Below are 17,874 nucleotides of genomic sequence, written 5' to 3' on the forward strand. Positions count from 1 at the left end.
GATTAATACAAATGTTATTAATTGTAACAATCGATCCTTTTATATAACATTTGTTACAATACATATCATTTGTTCCATATCCTTAGTGTAAGTCCTTATGTAAGCCCTGTCAAGTCGTAATATTCGAATATATCTGATAAAAAGGAGATTTTAGTAGAGTGAAGATTGAAAAGATTGTTAATGGATCAAAGCCAAACAAGAAAAAGCTGCACAATAGAAGTGCAGCTCGACTATTATCCTTCAACCAGCGCAGTTCCTGTTGCTTCATCCGTAATCAATACATGTATCAAGCCACCTTCTAATGCCGCTTTGATGGACTGAACTTTTTCTAAACCAGAAGCAACCCCAATGACTAAAGGAATTGCTTTCAATTTTTCCAGTTCAATAGCTATCACTCTTTCATTCCATGAATTGTCTACAGGCTTCCCAAACTTATTAATGAAGTTGTAGCAGATATCACCTACAATTTCGTGATCATTAGTAATCTGTTGATGGTCCGGACCCATGTAGGATTTTACCATGGTAGAGTCTTCAGGACGGCCACCAATACCGACCACTGCAATATTGGATTGTTCTGCTAGATTTAAAGTACAGCGGATAGAAGGCTGGCGAATCAATACTTCCTTCGCTTCCTTTGTATCAACCATTACCGGGACATGTAGGAATTCATACTTGGATTGAAGGGCACTTCCTACTTTGGAAACAATACTATTAGAGTGAATGTCCACCCGCTCGTTACCCATTCCACCTACTAATGGTACTACCGTTGCAGAAGGAAATGCCTGTACTGAGTTCATTGCCTTAGCAACTTCGTTTAAAGTCGTGCCTGAAGACATACCGATGATTTGACCATCTTTAATGACTCGCTGCAAATAATCACTAGTTGCTTCGCCTAATTGCTTTTTCGAAGACTCGCGTCCCACACTCTCAATACAAACTACTTCTCGTAAATTATACAAACGCTCCAATTTCCGTTCTAGATTTCTAAACTGATGAATTTTATCATCATGAATGATGATTTCAACAATCCCTTCCTCTCTTGCCTTTGTTAACACCTTTGAAACAAGAGAGCGGCTGATTCCTATCTTTTCTGCTATTTCCGACTGTGTTGCTCCTTCGTCATAATACATTTGTGCGACTTTAACTAGAATTCTTCTATCTTGAATGACCACAGTGATCCTCTTCTTTCATATCTTACTGCCCTTACAAAAACCTTAAATTTTAGTACATTCCAAAACTAGCAAAATAGGCAATTACAACGGATACAATACCTGTAACTAAGCGGCTGTATAATACGGCTGGGACTCCGTAACGGACTGTTTCCGGTTTCGCTTCTCCAAGGGATAAACCTACAGGAATGAAATCACAACCTACTTGACCGTTGATGGCAAAGAGTGCAGGTAATGCGTATTGCGGTGGAATATTCCCTAAGGCAATTTGTGTACCAATTAAGACCCCAATCACCTGCGCAATAACGGCCCCTGGTCCTAACACTGGAGATAAGAATGGCAGAGTACAGACGATAACGATTACTAGAAGTCCCCACAGAGAACCAGCGAGTGGCGTTAGTGCCTGGGCAATCCAATCACCGACACCAGTGTAGTTGATAATCCCCATTAACATACTAACGAAAGCCATGAACGGAAGAATATTTTTAATAAGGATATCCATTGTGTCACGGCCAGCCTGATAGAAAGTTCCGGTTACATTACCGATTCCTTTCGAAAAACGCAGCAAGAGATTATCTTTTTGCTGGCTAGCTACTTCTTTTTTCAACTCTGTATAACTTTCTTTAAACTTCTCTTTATCTTTTGTATCGAATTTTGGCTCATCCGTTACTTCTTGTGCACCTGCGGATTGACTATAGCCTTCAGCAACCGCAACCTCCTTTGGAGTAACACCTGATACAAAGATATCATCCGTAATATATTTTGAAAGGGGACCTGAAGGAGAAGATGGAAGAACATCAACTGTCAAGATACGTTTCATTGGATAAACACCAATCCGAGCTGTCCCACCACAGTCAATAACCACACATACCATTTCGTCTTCTGGATAAGAGCCCTTAAATCCATCAACAGCCTCAGCACCAGTTAATTCTGCAATTCTAGCTGCAACTGGATGAATTCCGCCTCCTGTAATTGATACAACCTTATTCTTTTTGGAATTGGGTTCAATATAAAGACCCACACCCCATCCGCCTGATCCTTTTGATACGAACACTCCACGATAAGTCGTCATTTACAGTCTCCCCTTTCTACGCTAAATCCGCGCCCTCTTTTTTCGCTAGATATTTTGTAATTAATTCTGTCACGATACCACGAATTAATATAACCACCACACCGACGATAAAGTAACGAACAGCTAAGTCAGCTACTGGTAGCCCTAATTCCTGAATACCGTTTGCTATACCTAAGTATACGAATAGTTCACCTGCGTTAGCGTAAGGAAACAACCCTGTTACCGGATGAACGAAAGATACCGCTGAATCATAAAAAGCTGGTTTTTGCTTTTCAGGTAAGAAACGACCGAAAGTATAGGCCATCGGGTTGGTTAACATGAGAACTGAAAGGACTGGCATTAGTGTATATCGAAGGATTGTATATTTTGCAGCAAACTGAATGATTCTTGTTACTCTGTCTTCCCCGACGAACTTCATCATTGCATAAGTAAATGTTAATAGGACAACCAGCGTTGGAACAATTCCCGTTACTAATCCCATAAACGTTTCGCCACCAGCCTGAAACATCCCGATAAAATGTTCCCCTAACCATTTAATCCATTCCATTTGTTTGACCCCCTTTTTATACTCCCATTGAAACTTTGTTCTTAGATATAGTTAACAATGCATTTTCACTCGCTTGTAATAATGCCTTACGATAAGCAGGAAGTTTATTTTTCCCTTTTTCAGGAATCATATCATTCACATCACTAACAATTTCGCCCACATGTTTGCCCTTATAGTTATCTAACGGCTTGAACTTAGTTAGAACGGACATCCCCTTTAACATGTGACACTCATGTATGATGTAGTTGCTATCAACAACCAAAATGGCAATTGCTCCCGGCTTAAACTTTCCTCGTTCCATCCCTGAGAACATAAAATAACCGTCATCACCCTTGTAAACGCTAACAATTTTATCGATATTTTTCTTGTATTGCTTAATTTGAAAGAACGATAAAAGATACTGTACAATGAGAATCGTACAAAGTATGAAAGCAAGTTGCATAAAACCTCTCCTTTCCCCATTTCATAGATTAGAAGATTCCTAGTCCCCCTCTCTTTTAACAGCGCTTTCATTTTATTTTAATTCATGAACCAGGAACAAATGCTACAACTTATAACTTCAGAAGAATAAATTTTACATTTGTTACACTAGTTAACATTTGTTATATACTAAGAATATAAAAAGGCCTTATATTTGTCAATAATCTATTGGAAAAATTCTAATAATTCAGTGAGTTAGTTATATTAGTTTTTTGATTATATCGATTGGTAACTTCTATGTTTAAAAATAACCCCTTATTGTGATTAAAAGGAAGATGGTTGGAAATAAATACACTAAGACATTTTTTACCAAGGGGTAAATTGGATGAATAAAACTATTTTGATCTTAGATAATTACTACGAAGAGTACTTTATCCTAATAAAAAGACTGGAACAACTCAGGTTTAGAGTTCATACTAAAGACTTTCAAGAAGGACTTACGAATCTTGTTCAGATAAAACCTGATCTAATTTTTAGTAATTTTTCATTATTTCTACAGTATGAAAAAGATTTTAAACAATTAAGACTTAAACTCAATCTCCCTATAATCTTTGTTAACTCCCTTTCCAGTGAGGAAGCCATACTCCATGCCTTTGAAAAGGGGGCTACTGACTACATTACAGTTCCCTTTAGCCCAAGAGAAGTTGAAGCGAGAGTAAAAGCAATCTTTAGAAGAATTGAAATGACAAAATCAAAACTAACTCATGAAATTATTATAGGAGGCTTAGTTATAAAACCTGAACAATTTGAAATTGTTTTAAAGACAAATAAAGTTTATTTATCTAGAAGAGAGTTTCAAGTACTTATGCTGTTGATCGAAAGAAGAGTTATATCAAGAGAAGAAATGATAAGATATATTTGGGGATTTGATTATTATGGTGGTTTTAGAATCGTTGATATAAACATTAGTAATCTAAGGAAAAAAATTGAGAAAGATCCAAAAAAACCTCAATACATCACAACCATAAAAGGGTATGGATACCGTTTTAATGACTGTGTAATGTAAGTTCGATAGATAACAATCCAAATTAAGCCTCACACACATTTGTGAGAGGCTTAAAAAAACTGTATTTTCCATTTTTCCATTGACCTTTAGAGAACCAACTTCTGGCTTTTGTGTTATTGCCTTGTAATTGCAACCACTGATGGTCTTGGAATATCACCAAAAATCCTCATCCTGGTGTTTTTACATATTTAGTCACTAAAAAAGCGAGTCCTTTCCCCCTCTTAAATAACTCTTAATTATTAAAACTTTCATTAGCTAAAGTCAATTCTCTCAATCTCAGAACGTCTGTGACAAGCTGAGGTTGACGGTTATATAGTTCCTTTGCTTTAAAAGCATGTACCTCATTAAATACTGTTTTCATTTGGTCGTATACCCATTGCTCTGTTCTATGTATTGGGGACCAACAGAGAATGTCCATTTTATTTAACTCATCTGTTACCATATGAATTCTCTCGTAACTTATGGATTCCATTTTTCGAAACCCATTTTTCTCATAAAATCGTACTCTTTTTTTAGAGTCAGGGTCTATTTGAGTTACAGGTTCAACCTCTAGAATAATAGCCTTTCCTTTATGTTTTAGCTCTTCAAGGATCTTGCTACCTTTTCCATTTCCACGTTTATTCTGAGTCACCAGAATATAATCTATGAAAATATATTCATCTTTTTCAAGATAAACTATTACATGGCTTGGGCTTTCTTCTACTTGATAGATACCTCGCTTTTCGTGAAAAAGTATTTCAAAATGCTTTTTTGATTTCATTTCTTTTTCTGGAAAATAATCAGTCAATCTACTATACCAATCACTCATTGCCATACCCCTTTGCCCGAAATTTTGTATTAAAAACTGTCTCTGATTCCTCCCCTATTTTAGTTAATCAATGTAAATTTTTTAATTAGTTACTTTTAATTGTTTGTACTATTTGTGTAAATCCGAATTTTCAAATTATTATTTTTGCTAAAATGATACCGTTGTGATCTTGTCCATAATCAAAATAGGGAGAGTTATGCAGATGAAAGAGAACAAGGGTAGAGTAACAGCATTACTAGGATGGAGCCTTCATGCCATCGAAGCAATTGACAAAATGAATCGGCCATTTGTGGTGGTCGGTCCACCTGAATTTCAAAGCTTTGCTGATAGTCATGGTATCCAATTAGTACCATGGGTATTCGACCAGCTAGAAGAACGGTCGGATGAACTATATGAGATTTTAAAAGGTCTCCATACAAAAGTAGCTGTACCTATTTATGAGGAAACGGTTGAATGGGCAGGTGCCTTGAATGCAAAGTTCAGAAATAACCCGCGTATTTTCCAAAAGTCCCTACTATTGAGAGATAAAGGATTGATGAAGCGAAAAGCACAAATGGCTGGAATCCGTGTAGGAGTATTTGCGGAAGCAGAAAACAAACATGACATCTACCGATTCATCGATAGAGTAAACGAAGCATTAATTAAACTCGATGGTGATCCTAACGACCCTATTCATGTAAAACCATTTAATAAAGCGGGAACAGTTGGGCATCGAATGATCCGGGACCGTAAAGAGATTGAAGAAATTTGTGATTCAGAATTCCCCCTTCTTATGGAAAGCCATCTCGATGGTCAGGAATTCTCGTGTGAGGCCTTTATCCATAACGGCAAGGTTAGATTCTTAAATATTACAGAATATGTCAAGCTTGGTCACTCCAACTTTGTACCGGCTTCCCCATCACTTGAAGAATGGCGGCCACAGATAAAAGAACAAATTGAAAAACTTGTTGAAGCTTTTGAAGTCGACTATGGTCTCATTCATCCTGAATATTTCATTGCACCAGATGGAACCTTAAATTTCGGTGAAGTGGCAGCACGTGTTCCCGGAGGTCATATTTTTGAATTGATTGAAAAGGCATATGGCTTCAGTGCGTTTCAAGCGCAGATTCTATGCAGTGACCCAGATACAACCGAAAAAGAACTAGAGGCCTTTTTCCCTGAGGAAGTCACTTCTTCAAAGAGTTATGCAGGCAGCTTAATGGTTTATCCAAATGTAAAACGTATTGAAAAACTCAATATTCCTGAGGAACTCAAAAACCATCCTTATTTTGAAAGGCATGATATGTTCATTCCTGTAACCTCGAAAGTGGCTGATAGAGTGGGCTTTGGAAATCATTATGGAACCATTTTCTTTTCAGGGGATGACAGTGAGGTCATGAGGACGCTCATGAAAAAATATGAAAAATATGATTTTTATCTTTAGGAGGGCCTTGCAAGGATGACGAACCTAACGAAGAGAAAAAGATTAAATAAGCTAACAACTGTCTTAAAAAACAGATTCGAATCGGCCCTTAAGAGACTTGAGGAAGCAAAGCCTTTCGCGAAAAGCATGTACCAAACAGACGTCTTTCAATTGGCGGTTGAACTAGCCCGCTCAGATGACGGTATGTCCGTCCTCTATGCAAATGCGTCTCAGTTTGACCAAGCGGGTGTTTTTTATGGCGGTCCATGGGAGGACCCAGGGAAAATGCAGCCCTCCCTCGTTGGTGGTTCTCTTAAGCTTAAAGGCGTCCAATCGATTATCGAATTGTTAAGTGAGATGAGGATGCTTTCCATCGCGAAGGGCGAATACATACACGAGGCCATTTCAGCGGAAGAAGCAGAAATATTCTTAAATGAAATTCTCGCACTTAATCTGGACCTTTTATTCCCGCCGGAAACGGAAGAAAACCGAATTCACTTAGATGAGCATACGGTCCGAGCACAACATTTATTTCAATTCCTTGGTAAAGAACTGTCGTTTAAGGCAATCGCTGATAAAATCGCCCAAGAAATCGATCGTCTCACCGTTCAGCGACCTATTTTGACCGGGCGGGTTTTAAAGATGATCTCGATGTTTGAACCAATCATTGAAAGTATAAAAGAAGAACATACGGCTGAAGCTCTACGAAAGTTCTCACGTGCTGCCAATGCACCAACACCTCTTAGCAAAGAAGCGGAAAATCAACGTGAGTACAGATTAAGATTAGCAGAAGCGTATACGGATGAACTGGAAGCTGAGGCTAAGATTTTTGCCGGATCAATGAAAGATACAGGCCTTGTGTCGCCTTATCATGCGGTACTGTTACGATTCCTTAACCGAAAACATCCTGAATTCATTCCAGGTGCGCTTGATTTATCAGAAACAGGGACAGCTAGCTTTAACTCCAATAGAACTCTTATTTACGATATCATTCAGCTTTCTATTTTTCCTGAAACGCGGCAAGCCATATATGGATTAGCGAGTGTGCTTGATCGCGGGGTCCTTTCACAGGATCATGTACCACCTGCCATTCGACGCCTTTTTGAGCTCCCGATTCATTCTCAGGTGAAACAAATCCTTTCAAAGCCTGAATATGAACAAGGTGGCATTAGCATAAATGGTGTGCTTATTGCTGGAGTAATTAGTGTACTCGGTCAACCCCTCGGTGTTGGTCAGGGTCTTAATCCAACTTGCCAGTCAGCAAGAGCGATCTCTCTCTGGTCTCAGCATGGAATCGGACAGCTCTTGGAATATATTGCTCGTGCGGCACGTGATCATGACATTGACATGACCTTCGAAGGTGAGGCAATCCACTCAAGCCTACTGACAGGCGGAGTCGCAGAAGAAATTCATCAGGATTTAGATCCAGTATCCATTGTTCTTGTACCGCACCTGGATAAAATTTATAACGAAATGATGAAACGGACACTCCTTCGTGGAGAGGATGGTCACAAATGGGTCAATCCTGAATTTTACGGAGAATGGATCCCGAAAGGATTTATTAATGTCATTGATCCAATCTCTCTAAGAGTCACTAACTATTCCACCTTCATCAGACTGTTTTATGCGACCCATCATCCGGACTATAACGAGGGCTACGAGCTCATCTATCCAAATCCAGTTGGAATTTTTATAACGAATGTCCATGGTACCCTATTAGGATTGCACGCAGTCTCCATTCAAAGGATCAAGAAAGACCAGAATGGTGAATACAGAATATATTTCTACAATCCGAACAATGATAGCGGACAAAATTGGGGGCAAGGCATTGAACCAAGTGTATCAGGTTTCGGTGAATGGGAAGGTGAATCCTCCCTGCTCTTCCATCAGTTTTTATCAAGAATGTACGCATTTCATTATAACCCCTATGAACAGGGGGATATCTTCATGGTGGAAGACAGCTTAGTTGAAGAAGTAGAAACCTTGGCAAGTCACAGTTGGGGTAAAAGTTATTCGTGGGAATAAAAATAAATGGTCATCTCGGGGAGAATTGTTATGAATGTATCAATCATAGGAACGACTGGCTATGGCGGCGGTGAGCTTTTTCGTATATTACATCATCATCCTGTATTCAGGATACAATCCGTGCATACGACAAGGGAAGAAATTCTATTATATGAAGAGTTTCCACATTTATATGGAATGACAAGCTTAAGACTTACACATATCGACCCCGAAGAAATAGCTAAACATTCAGATATTGTATTTATAGCTGCTCCATCAGGAGTATCTAGTAAACTTGTTCCATCTTTCTTAAAGACAGGTGTTCAAATTATCGACTTATCTGGTGACCTACGTCTTAGAGATGCTTCTTTGTATAAGAAATGGTATAAGCACGAGCCAGTTGAAAGTGATATTTTAGAAACCTCGATATATGGGTTAAGTGAGTGGAATAAAGAAAAAATAATTGATTCTAGATTAATCGCTAATCCTGGTTGTTACCCCACAGCAACTCTATTGGGTCTTGCACCAGTAATTAAAGAAAAACTTATTGACCCGAATTTTATTATTATTGATGCAAAATCAGGTGTTTCCGGAGCAGGAAGATCTGTATCTAAAAACCTTCTATTCTCAGAGATTAATGAAAATTTCAAAATATATAAAGTAAACGAACATCAGCATATTCCTGAAATTCAACAGCAGCTGAACCTTTGGGATAAAGATATAACACCTATTACTTTTAATACACATTTGCTTCCAATCACAAGAGGAATTTTGGCAACCATCTACGTCAAACTCAAAGCATCTATGAGTATTGAACAACTTATTCATTTATATAAAGATCAGTATTCACACAATCCGTTTGTCCGGATTAGACCACAAGGATCTTTCCCTGCTGTTAAGGAAGTATCCGGCTCAAATTATTGTGATATCGGGTTACATCTTGATGAGCGAACTGGAAGGTTAACGATTGTTTCTGTCATTGATAACCTTATGAAGGGTGCAGCTGGTCAAGCCGTTCAAAATGCCAATGTAATGAATGGATTAAATGAGAAAACGGGATTAGAATTTATTCCCATGTACCCTTAAGGAGGATTTGGAATGCAGGTAAAGTTTATGGATAAAATTGTTGAAATTGAAAATGGGAATATATTATCACCACAAGGATTTCGAACAACTGGAGTTCATGCTGGCCTCCGCCATTCAAAAAAGGACTTAGGGGTCATTCTTAGTGATATTCCAGCTTCATCTGCAGCCGTTTATACCACAAACCAATTCCAAGCAGCACCTTTAAAAGTGACTCAACAAAGCATTTTGTGTGAGGGGCTTTTACAGGCGGTAGTGGTTAACAGTGCGTGTGCCAATGCATGCACGGGAGAAAGAGGATACAAGGATGCACTAGAAATGCGTTCCTTAACATCTAGGAAATTCAACGTAAAGGACAATTATGTCGCCGTCGCCTCGACTGGAGTGATCGGTGAATATTTAAATATGGATAAAATTTCATCTGGTATTGAGTTATTATCACCTGGAAATTCAGACAGTGATGCGGTTGATTTTCAAACGGCAATTTTGACCACTGATATTGTGATGAAGAGCTGTGGTTTTTCAGCTATCATCAATGACAAAATCATCACGATTGGTGGAGCAGCAAAAGGCTCAGGAATGATTCATCCAAACATGGCTACCATGCTAGGCTTCTTAACAACGGATGCAGTCATCTCTTCTGAGAATCTGTCCGTTGCATTAAGAAGTGTAACTAACCATACATTTAATCAAATTACCGTTGATGGTGACACCTCAACGAACGATATGGTACTTGTGATGGCCAATGGCTTGGCAGGTAATCGTCCTTTATCTCCTCTGCATCCGGAATGGGAGACATTTATTGAACTTTTAACAAAGGCTTGTGAAAAGTTAGCAAAGCAAATTGCAATGGATGGAGAGGGAGCTACCAAACTAGTTGAAGTTGAGGTATTAGGAGCAATTAAAGATGAGGAAGCAAGATTTATTGCAAAGCAAATTATCGGTTCAAATTTAGTAAAAACCGCCATCTTTGGTGCAGATGCTAACTGGGGACGAATCATCGGGGCGGTCGGCCAAACAAATGCTGCCATCAATCCTGATACAGTTGATATTTCTATAGGCACTATTAAAATGCTTGAAAAAAGTGTACCTTGTACATTCTCCGAGGATGAGGCACGTAATTATTTAAATCAGCCATCTATTAAGATTTCAGTTGATCTCCATGTAGGTAATGGAGTAGGGAAAGCATGGGGCTGTGACCTATCTTATGAGTATGTCAAAATTAATGCCAGTTATCGTTCGTAAGGTTGGTGAAAAAGATGAAATATATTGTGATCAAATGTGGTGGCAGCGTATTAGACGAGTTATCAACCTCTTTTTTTACCAGTCTATCTGAATTGAAAAAGCAAGGCTACAAACTAGTTTTTGTACATGGTGGCGGACCCGATATTAATGACATGCTTGAATTATGTAATATTACACCCCAATTTGTGAATGGACTTCGTAAAACGGATGAGCAATCCCTACTGATTACTGAAATGATACTATCAGGGCAAACAAACAGAAAACTAGTAGCGCTGCTTCAAGAACACCATTTTTCTGCCATCGGTATTAATGGAAGTGATGCATATTGCTTACAAGCCGATTACTTAAACCGTGAAGAGCTCGGTTTTGTTGGAGAAATAAAAAAGGTAAATTTAGAATACGTAGAGCTTGTCGTTAACGGAAATTACATTCCGGTTATTACACCAATAGGGATTACTCAAAACGGTGAAAAACTGAATATAAATGCTGATTATGTATCAGCAGAGATAGCTAAAGCTCTTTCTGCTGAGCAGTGCTTATTTGTTACAAATGTTGATGGAGTATTCATTAATGGCTCCCTTACTAGTAAGCTATCTAAGCAAGAGATTGACTCCTTCATTGCAAATGGTGAAATTAATGGCGGAATGATTCCGAAAGTTACCTCAGCACTAAATGCTTTGGAAAGAGGCGTTAAAAGTGTCATGATTGTTTCCGGTAAAAAGCCATTTTTTGAAAGTGGAAAATGGAACGGTACGAGAATTTATCATAAGGAGCCGATCACAAATTGAGCCACTTATTTCAAACCTATGCACGCTGGGACATTGAACCTGTAACACCCTCAGGAAGTACGATTACATTCCAATAGCGGTGCAGAAGCCAACGAAGCTGCGATAAAGTTAGCACGTAAAGCAACGCAATTGACAATGATGTTGCTGCTGTTATGATTGAAACCGTCCAAGGGGAAGGTGGAATACATTTAGGTAGTAAGGACTTCTTACAAGGTATTCAGTAACTTTGTAAACAGCATGATATACTTTTCAGCAACTAAATATTCTAAAACAGTATAAGGTTGTCCAAGATATAAGAGGGATAGGATTGATGGCCGGAATCGAATGTAAGATTCCAGTATCCTCACTGATACCTCAACTACAAAATATAGGACTTATTGTATTACCAGCAGGAGAACGAGTCATAAGACTATTGCCTCCACTAACCGTCTCATTTGAAGAATTAAAAATCGGAGTAAATATAATAAAAGAGATGCTAGAAAAAACATGTATGGCCACGGGAATGCAAGAGATTGGTTAGGAATTTTTAACCAAAAAAATCAAAGGACCAACTATTTTTTTGTGGTCCTTTTTTTCACTATCTTAAAAAACTTCTTAGCAATAGTTTTTTTGAATAGGTAACTATACGATAGTTTTCCAATAACATATGGTAAAGGCAATATGCAGGAAAGGGATTGGATAAATGGGACTTTTTCTATTTACATCTGAGGATTCATTTCAAAAGGCCTTGAACCAATTAATTAAAACGCCATTTTTAATAAAGAATTTATTTCAAGAGGCTTTTTTTGAAGAAGCAGCATTACTTCTGAAAGAACCTAATGGATTGGCAAAGATTTATAAATATGCCCATCTCTTTGACCAGGCAGGGGTTTTTCAGGGGAAGCCATGGGAGAATGTCCGAAAACTCAATCCTGTACTTGTTAGAGGCACTTTACATGCGGGTGGCAATATGGCAGCAGCAGAGACATTGAGTAACCTTCGAATTCTCGCTATTTCTAAAGGCCATTACATTCACCCAGCCATGTCGGCATTGGAAGCAACTGAGTTTTTGACGAAGGTTTTAGCTTTGAATTTGGATTTGTTATTAATGAAAGAAACGGAAGAAAATCGTGTCACTCATTTATACAAAGACAAACAAGCATCGGAGATTTTATTGTTTATTTCGGACCTCTGTTTTTCACCATTTGTTTTTCAAAGCGTGTATCAGGAAATCCATAATCTAGCTGTACAGAGACCGATTGTAACCAACAAAATCCTTAAATTAATTTCCACTGCCAAAAAGTTAGTTAGTAGTATGGATGAGAAAGATTCAAACTTGATGCGTTACGTGAATGCGGTGTATTCCCCATCTGATATCGCCTCTAAAGCAACCGTTGAAAATTATGAAAATAAACTGCATGAAAGTAATGATTTATTACTCATTCGGGAAGCACTTCAGCTAAATGCATCCGTAAGATCTACCGGACTTGTTTCACCATTCCATGCAATTTTTTTACAGTATATCAATAAAGATAAGCCCAAACTAATTACTAATTTACTTGTAGTGAACGATGCAGCTGGCAAGAACTTAAGGTTGAATCTTCCTTTTGTTTCTTCCCTAATTGAATTTGCCATCACGATCAAAACCAGAAGAAGTATATATGGTTTCATACGTCTGTTGGAGCGCGATATTTTTTCAAAAGAATTCGTTGAAGAGTTTAAACAGCTTTTAGTCGTTCCCCTACATCAACACATTAAAGACAGACTTTCAAGCGTTTATCACATGAGTGATGAAGCAGGACTTCGAGCTCTACTAGTCTCAGAAATGGTGAACGTTTTAGGGCAGCCACTTGGGATAGGTCAAGGCTTTAACCCTACTTGTCAATCAACTAGAGCTCTCTCCTATTGGTCACAGAAGGAACCTGTCCTCCTTCTTAAAATGTTTAATGATTTTGTTGAAAATGGGAAAATCACTATTGATTTTGAGGGAAGTTCTCTTTCTTCTGACCTCCTTCCGCATGTGTTACTAGAGGATGAGGACAATATAGATACGATATCATTACTCTTAATTCCTCACCTCAATTCAATATATGGGGAAATGTTAGAGACTGCCAAAGGACGTGGGCTAGATCCGCATAAATGGATCAATCCCTCTTTTCATTTGAAAGGAATTTGGACCGAATTTTCAGATGCATTCAGTGATTTTGAATTTAAAGCGAAGTTCCATAGATATTATCACCCTTCTTTAAATATAAATATTAATAAAGGGCTCCCACAGCCAGCTGGTATTACGATATACAACCATTCTGGTCAAGCGCTTGGGGCCCATGCTGTTCTTATTCAGAGAGTAGCCCCTGACCCACTTGGCTGTATGAGAGTTTATTTTTACAACCCAAATAACGACAGCCTGCAAGAATGGGGAAATTCCATTCGAACGAGTGTGTGGGGTAACGGTGAGCAGGAGGGCGAGTCGTCCCTTCCTTTTGACGATTTCCTATACTGCTTATATGCGTTCCATTTTCCAAAACAGGATTGATATCTTTATTCAGAGGTGAAACCAATGAATATTCACAAGCAATCAACTCAAACTTTTATGAACGGGAAAATTTTCACCTCTAATCCGGAACAGCCAGATGCAAACACCATGATTGTACAGAATGGGAGAATTGTTTGGATCGGTGAACAATCTAATTTAGAAATTATTGAAGGAGAATGTATAGACCTTAAAGGTCAGAGGGTACTACCTGGCATTATTGATGCCCATTTACACCCATTATGGCTTGCTACCGCAACAACCCAAATTGCTTGCACCCCACCGCTTATTCACTCAATAAGCTTTTTAATTGAACAAATTAAGAAAATAAGTCGCACCATTGAAAAAGGAAAATGGATTGAAGGCTGGGGTTATGATGAAGCAAAATTCGCTGAAGGAAGGGAGCCTTCACGCTGGGATTTAGATAAAGCTACAAGTGAGATTCCTATTTTCATCACGCGAACCTGTACCCATATTGCTGTAGTAAATAGTAAAGCGTTAGAATTAGCAGGAATCACGAAAGACACACCAGATCCTCCAGACGGAAAGATTGATCGAGATTCGAATGGTGAACCAACAGGAATATTACGTGAAAATGCGAAGGATCTGGTCCAATCATTGATTCCGTCAAAATCCCTTGAGGAAAACGCAGACTTATTAGCAGGGTTAAGTACAAAATTACTTGCACATGGTATTACTGCGATTACAGATCTTATGAGCCGAACAAAACCGATAGATTATTTTAAAATGTATGATGAAGCTAGAAAAAAAGGACTGAAACAGCGGACAGTTCTATACTATCTGTGGGAAGATTTGAAGGAAAAACCCATTATACCGTTAGAAAAAATGAATAAAGAAGATCAGATTCATATCGGCGGAATCAAATTATTCTCTGACGGAAGTATTTCTGGAAAAACAGCTTGGGTTAATCCCGCCTTTTTAGGTGAGGAAGGTAATTATGGTATTCAAATGACTACTAAGGAAGAGTTATTAGCAGCAGCACAAGCAGCCGAAAAAAATCAGATTCAATTAGTTGTTCATGCGATGGGTGAACAAGCAATCGACTTAATTATTGATACATTTTATCGAAAAAATGGATGGCTAACTACCGGCCCTTCCATTAGGATTGAGCATGCAGCTATGCCTACCCAGCGAGCGATTCAACGTGCTGCGGATGCCGGTATTGCCGTTGTTACCCAACTCATTTTTGTGTTTGCAGAAATCGAGAGCTATCATAATAACCTCGGTCCAGAGAGGACAAAGCAAACCTATCCTATTCAATCCATGCTGCAATCTGGGATACAAGTTGCTATCTCTTCTGACGCACCGGCAACTGCCTGGGCTGATCCAGTTAATCCATTTGTTGGAATCATGTCCGCTGTTACACGTCTTGCACACAATGGTTTGGATACTGGACAATCACAAAGAATCGATTTAAGAACTGCTATTATGCTTTACACAAAAGCCGCGCAAGAAATTACACAGATACCGCATATCGGACAGCTTACTGTCGGGAATCACGCAGACTTTATTATTCTTGAAGAAGATATATTTGAAATGCGTATGGAAAAGATTCATACCGTTAAAGTGAACCAAACTTATATGGGTGGGAAATTAGTTTTTCAAGGATAATGTAGGTTTTTTCTAAAAGTTTTTAAAAAACTGTAGACGGACTTGTATTTCTTCGAGTATGTCTACAGCCTGAACCCTTGCGACAGCAAGAAAGCATAACATACCTTGTTTGCATAAGAAACCCTTCAATCCAAGGGTTTCTTTACACTACAAGCATGACATTTTAAATCATATAGATAAAAGGTGTTTCTGTTCCATTAGAAGAGAATGTTATCTTCTTCTCTTCAAGTAATTTTTCTATTGATACATAACCTATTTCCTTTTTATATTTTGTATCCCAGCCAGCTCTATAGGCAGTGTCTCTTACTGAGCCTTTCATTGCAACAAAATATAATTCTATATTGCTTTGTTGTTTTAGTTGGTCTTTGAACTCCTCAAGGGATTTACATGCAGATGTATCCATATCATTAACACCTGAAAAATCTAATATTACCAAATTCACCTTTGACCTTTGGAATAGTAAATGTCCTATTTTCTCTTCAAGGTAAAATACATTCGCAAAATGTAGGGAAGAATCTATTCTTAAAAAAATTACATCGTCAAGTGTCTTAGCCTGAGGAAATCTTTTTAAATCCCGAAACGTTTTTTCCCTTTCAAGATATCCAATTTCTATAATACTTGATTTAAACATTCTACTTAATAATTGGTAGAAACTAAAAGTAGCACCAATTAAGATTCCCCATTGAATCCCTACAAGAAGCGTAGCTAGAAATGTAACTAACCAACTCCAACCATCGACGGGTTTAATTTTAATTAATTTTTTAAATTGTTTTAAATCAATTAGCTTATAAACCGCAACCATAATGATTGCAGCTAATACTGCGTTAGGTAGGTAATAAAAAAAAGATGTAAAAAATAGCAGTGTAATCAGGATCAGCATTCCTGTAAAAATGGAAACCATTTGAGTAGCCCCGCCACTTTGGTGGTTGACAGCACTTCTAGAAAAGCTTCCATTTATCGGTAATATTTGAAAAAAAGAACCAAAGATATTTGCTAGCCCTAAAGCTTTTAATTCCCGGTTAGGATTTATTTTATACTTTTCTTTATCAGCAATAGATTTACCTATTGCAAGAGATTCCATAAATCCAAGTAACGAGATAGTTAGTGCAGGTAGAATAATTTGTTTAACAGCTGCTAATGTAATAGTAGGAAAAAGAAGTGACGGAAAACCACTTGGAACCATTCCAACAATCTTTACCCCTTCTTTATATAAACCCAAAGAATAAACAATAACTATAGAAAGAAGTATCAGTAATAACGCTGCCGGAACTCGTGGACTTACTTTTTTTAGTAAGACTAAAAAAGCAATGCTAGTTACCCCAATTAATAAAGTAACCCCATGTATACCGCCTATTTTATTTATGACATCGTAAATTAATAGATGAACTTGAAAAAAATTCCCTAATTCAATACCTAGCAAATGCTTTAATTGACTCAATGCAATGATAATGGCAGCTGCGGACGTGTAACCTCCTAGTACAGAGGGGGAAATAAATCTAACAATAAAGCCTAATTTTAAAACACCAAACAAAAATTGAAAAATACCTACCATTAATGCTAATAAAATAACTAATGTAACATATTCAGTTGTTCCTGGTTGCCCAACCGCAGAGATACCAGAAAACACTAATAACGATGTGATGGCGGTTGGGCCAACTGAAAGATGTCGGGAAGAGGCAAAAAGCGCATATATGAGTAATGGAAGTGTCGAGGCATATAGCCCCATAACAGGTGGGAGACCTGCCAGCATGGCATAGGCCATACCTTGAGGAACAAGCATGACAAAAAGTGTAAACCCAGCCAAAAGGTCGTTCATCATTAAATTACGATTGTAAGGTTCCTGCAAATTTATTGGGTTAAATTTTTTAAATACCATTTCCACCTTTCCTTCTTGTATCATTTTTTTGAAAACAAAAAATTAAAGAAAAGAATTCCCTTCCAATGAAGAGTGGGTTTATTTATATTTCAATCTTATACATACACTTGATTTAATACTAAATCAGTTCTCTATATGACTCAATAGCTTTTATATACCAGCCAACGTTCTACTTCTTTGAACATCATTCAAAAGAATAAATTAACTTTTATTGTTCAACAAATTCCCTCTGGTAAATAGAGGTCAGGAT

General features: G+C 37.9%; 16 protein-coding genes. 10 read left to right on the forward strand and 6 right to left on the reverse strand.

Translation table 11 applies throughout. From position 1 onward, the window contains the following. Positions 1–233: 233 nt before the first annotated feature. Genes ACVBAX_RS20085 through ACVBAX_RS20100 form a run of 4 tightly spaced genes read right to left on the reverse strand, consistent with a single transcriptional unit; the run spans position 234 to position 3,230 of the window. Complete coding sequence (locus ACVBAX_RS20085; RefSeq protein WP_430776487.1) at positions 234–1,172, reverse strand: sugar-binding transcriptional regulator; 939 nt, start codon at positions 1,170–1,172, stop codon at positions 234–236. Between the two features lie 49 nt (positions 1,173–1,221). After that, positions 1,222–2,241, reverse strand: a complete 1,020-nt coding sequence (gene srlE, locus ACVBAX_RS20090) for a PTS glucitol/sorbitol transporter subunit IIB (RefSeq protein ID WP_430776486.1) — start codon at positions 2,239–2,241, stop codon at positions 1,222–1,224. Between the two features lie 16 nt (positions 2,242–2,257). Further along, a complete protein-coding gene (srlA, locus tag ACVBAX_RS20095) occupies positions 2,258–2,788 on the reverse strand; it encodes a PTS glucitol/sorbitol transporter subunit IIC (protein WP_430776485.1) in 531 nt (176 codons plus the stop codon). A 16-nt stretch (positions 2,789–2,804) separates the two neighbouring features. Further along, a complete protein-coding gene (locus ACVBAX_RS20100; RefSeq protein WP_430776484.1) occupies positions 2,805–3,230 on the reverse strand; it encodes a transcriptional regulator GutM in 426 nt (141 codons plus the stop codon). 363 nt (positions 3,231–3,593) lie between these two features. Here ACVBAX_RS20100 and ACVBAX_RS20105 point away from each other — a divergent pair, with 363 nt between their 5' ends. Beyond that, the gene (locus ACVBAX_RS20105) at positions 3,594–4,274 is read left to right on the forward strand and encodes a winged helix-turn-helix domain-containing protein (protein WP_430776483.1); all 681 of its coding nucleotides are present in this window, start codon (positions 3,594–3,596) and stop codon (positions 4,272–4,274) included. Between the two features lie 232 nt (positions 4,275–4,506). On the opposite strand, the gene ACVBAX_RS20110 is transcribed toward ACVBAX_RS20105, so the two are convergent. Continuing rightward, on the reverse strand, positions 4,507–5,082 hold the full coding sequence (locus tag ACVBAX_RS20110; protein ID WP_447118565.1) for a GNAT family N-acetyltransferase: 576 nt from the start codon (positions 5,080–5,082) through the stop codon (positions 4,507–4,509). A 202-nt stretch (positions 5,083–5,284) separates the two neighbouring features. Between ACVBAX_RS20110 and ACVBAX_RS20115 the strand changes: the two genes are divergently transcribed. The 9 genes from ACVBAX_RS20115 to ACVBAX_RS20155 all read left to right on the forward strand — a co-directional run bounded on the left by ACVBAX_RS20115 (position 5,285) and on the right by ACVBAX_RS20155 (position 15,748). Further along, positions 5,285–6,505, forward strand: coding sequence for an ATP-grasp domain-containing protein (locus ACVBAX_RS20115; protein ID WP_447118566.1), 1,221 nt, complete (start codon positions 5,285–5,287; stop codon positions 6,503–6,505). A gap of 15 nt (positions 6,506–6,520) precedes the next feature. Beyond that, positions 6,521–8,509: a hypothetical protein gene (locus ACVBAX_RS20120; protein ID WP_447118567.1), complete on the forward strand. Its 1,989-nt coding sequence runs from the start codon at positions 6,521–6,523 to the stop codon at positions 8,507–8,509. A 30-nt stretch (positions 8,510–8,539) separates the two neighbouring features. After that, positions 8,540–9,574 (forward strand): N-acetyl-gamma-glutamyl-phosphate reductase, encoded by a 1,035-nt coding sequence (argC, locus tag ACVBAX_RS20125; protein ID WP_447118568.1) that lies wholly within the window; start codon positions 8,540–8,542, stop codon positions 9,572–9,574. Between the two features lie 12 nt (positions 9,575–9,586). After that, complete coding sequence (argJ, locus tag ACVBAX_RS20130; RefSeq protein ID WP_447118569.1) at positions 9,587–10,816, forward strand: bifunctional glutamate N-acetyltransferase/amino-acid acetyltransferase ArgJ; 1,230 nt, start codon at positions 9,587–9,589, stop codon at positions 10,814–10,816. 14 nt (positions 10,817–10,830) lie between these two features. Then, positions 10,831–11,604, forward strand: coding sequence for an acetylglutamate kinase (argB, locus tag ACVBAX_RS20135; RefSeq protein WP_447118570.1), 774 nt, complete (start codon positions 10,831–10,833; stop codon positions 11,602–11,604). A 152-nt stretch (positions 11,605–11,756) separates the two neighbouring features. Further along, entirely contained in the window at positions 11,757–11,828 is a 72-nt protein-coding gene (locus ACVBAX_RS20140) for a hypothetical protein (RefSeq protein WP_447118596.1), read from the forward strand. A gap of 86 nt (positions 11,829–11,914) precedes the next feature. Further along, positions 11,915–12,124 (forward strand): aminotransferase class III-fold pyridoxal phosphate-dependent enzyme, encoded by a 210-nt coding sequence (locus tag ACVBAX_RS20145; RefSeq protein WP_447118597.1) that lies wholly within the window; start codon positions 11,915–11,917, stop codon positions 12,122–12,124. A gap of 162 nt (positions 12,125–12,286) precedes the next feature. After that, entirely contained in the window at positions 12,287–14,119 is a 1,833-nt protein-coding gene (locus ACVBAX_RS20150; protein WP_447118571.1) for a hypothetical protein, read from the forward strand. 24 nt (positions 14,120–14,143) lie between these two features. After that, the gene (locus ACVBAX_RS20155; protein WP_447118572.1) at positions 14,144–15,748 is read left to right on the forward strand and encodes an amidohydrolase; all 1,605 of its coding nucleotides are present in this window, start codon (positions 14,144–14,146) and stop codon (positions 15,746–15,748) included. A 163-nt stretch (positions 15,749–15,911) separates the two neighbouring features. On the opposite strand, the gene ACVBAX_RS20160 is transcribed toward ACVBAX_RS20155, so the two are convergent. Continuing rightward, positions 15,912–17,624 carry a SulP family inorganic anion transporter gene (locus ACVBAX_RS20160; RefSeq protein WP_447118598.1) on the reverse strand — a complete coding sequence of 571 codons (1,713 nt, stop codon included), beginning with the start codon at positions 17,622–17,624 and terminating at the stop codon, positions 15,912–15,914. Between the last annotated feature and the right edge of the window lie 250 nt (positions 17,625–17,874).

It is taken from the genome of Robertmurraya sp. GLU-23 (assembly GCF_052983275.1).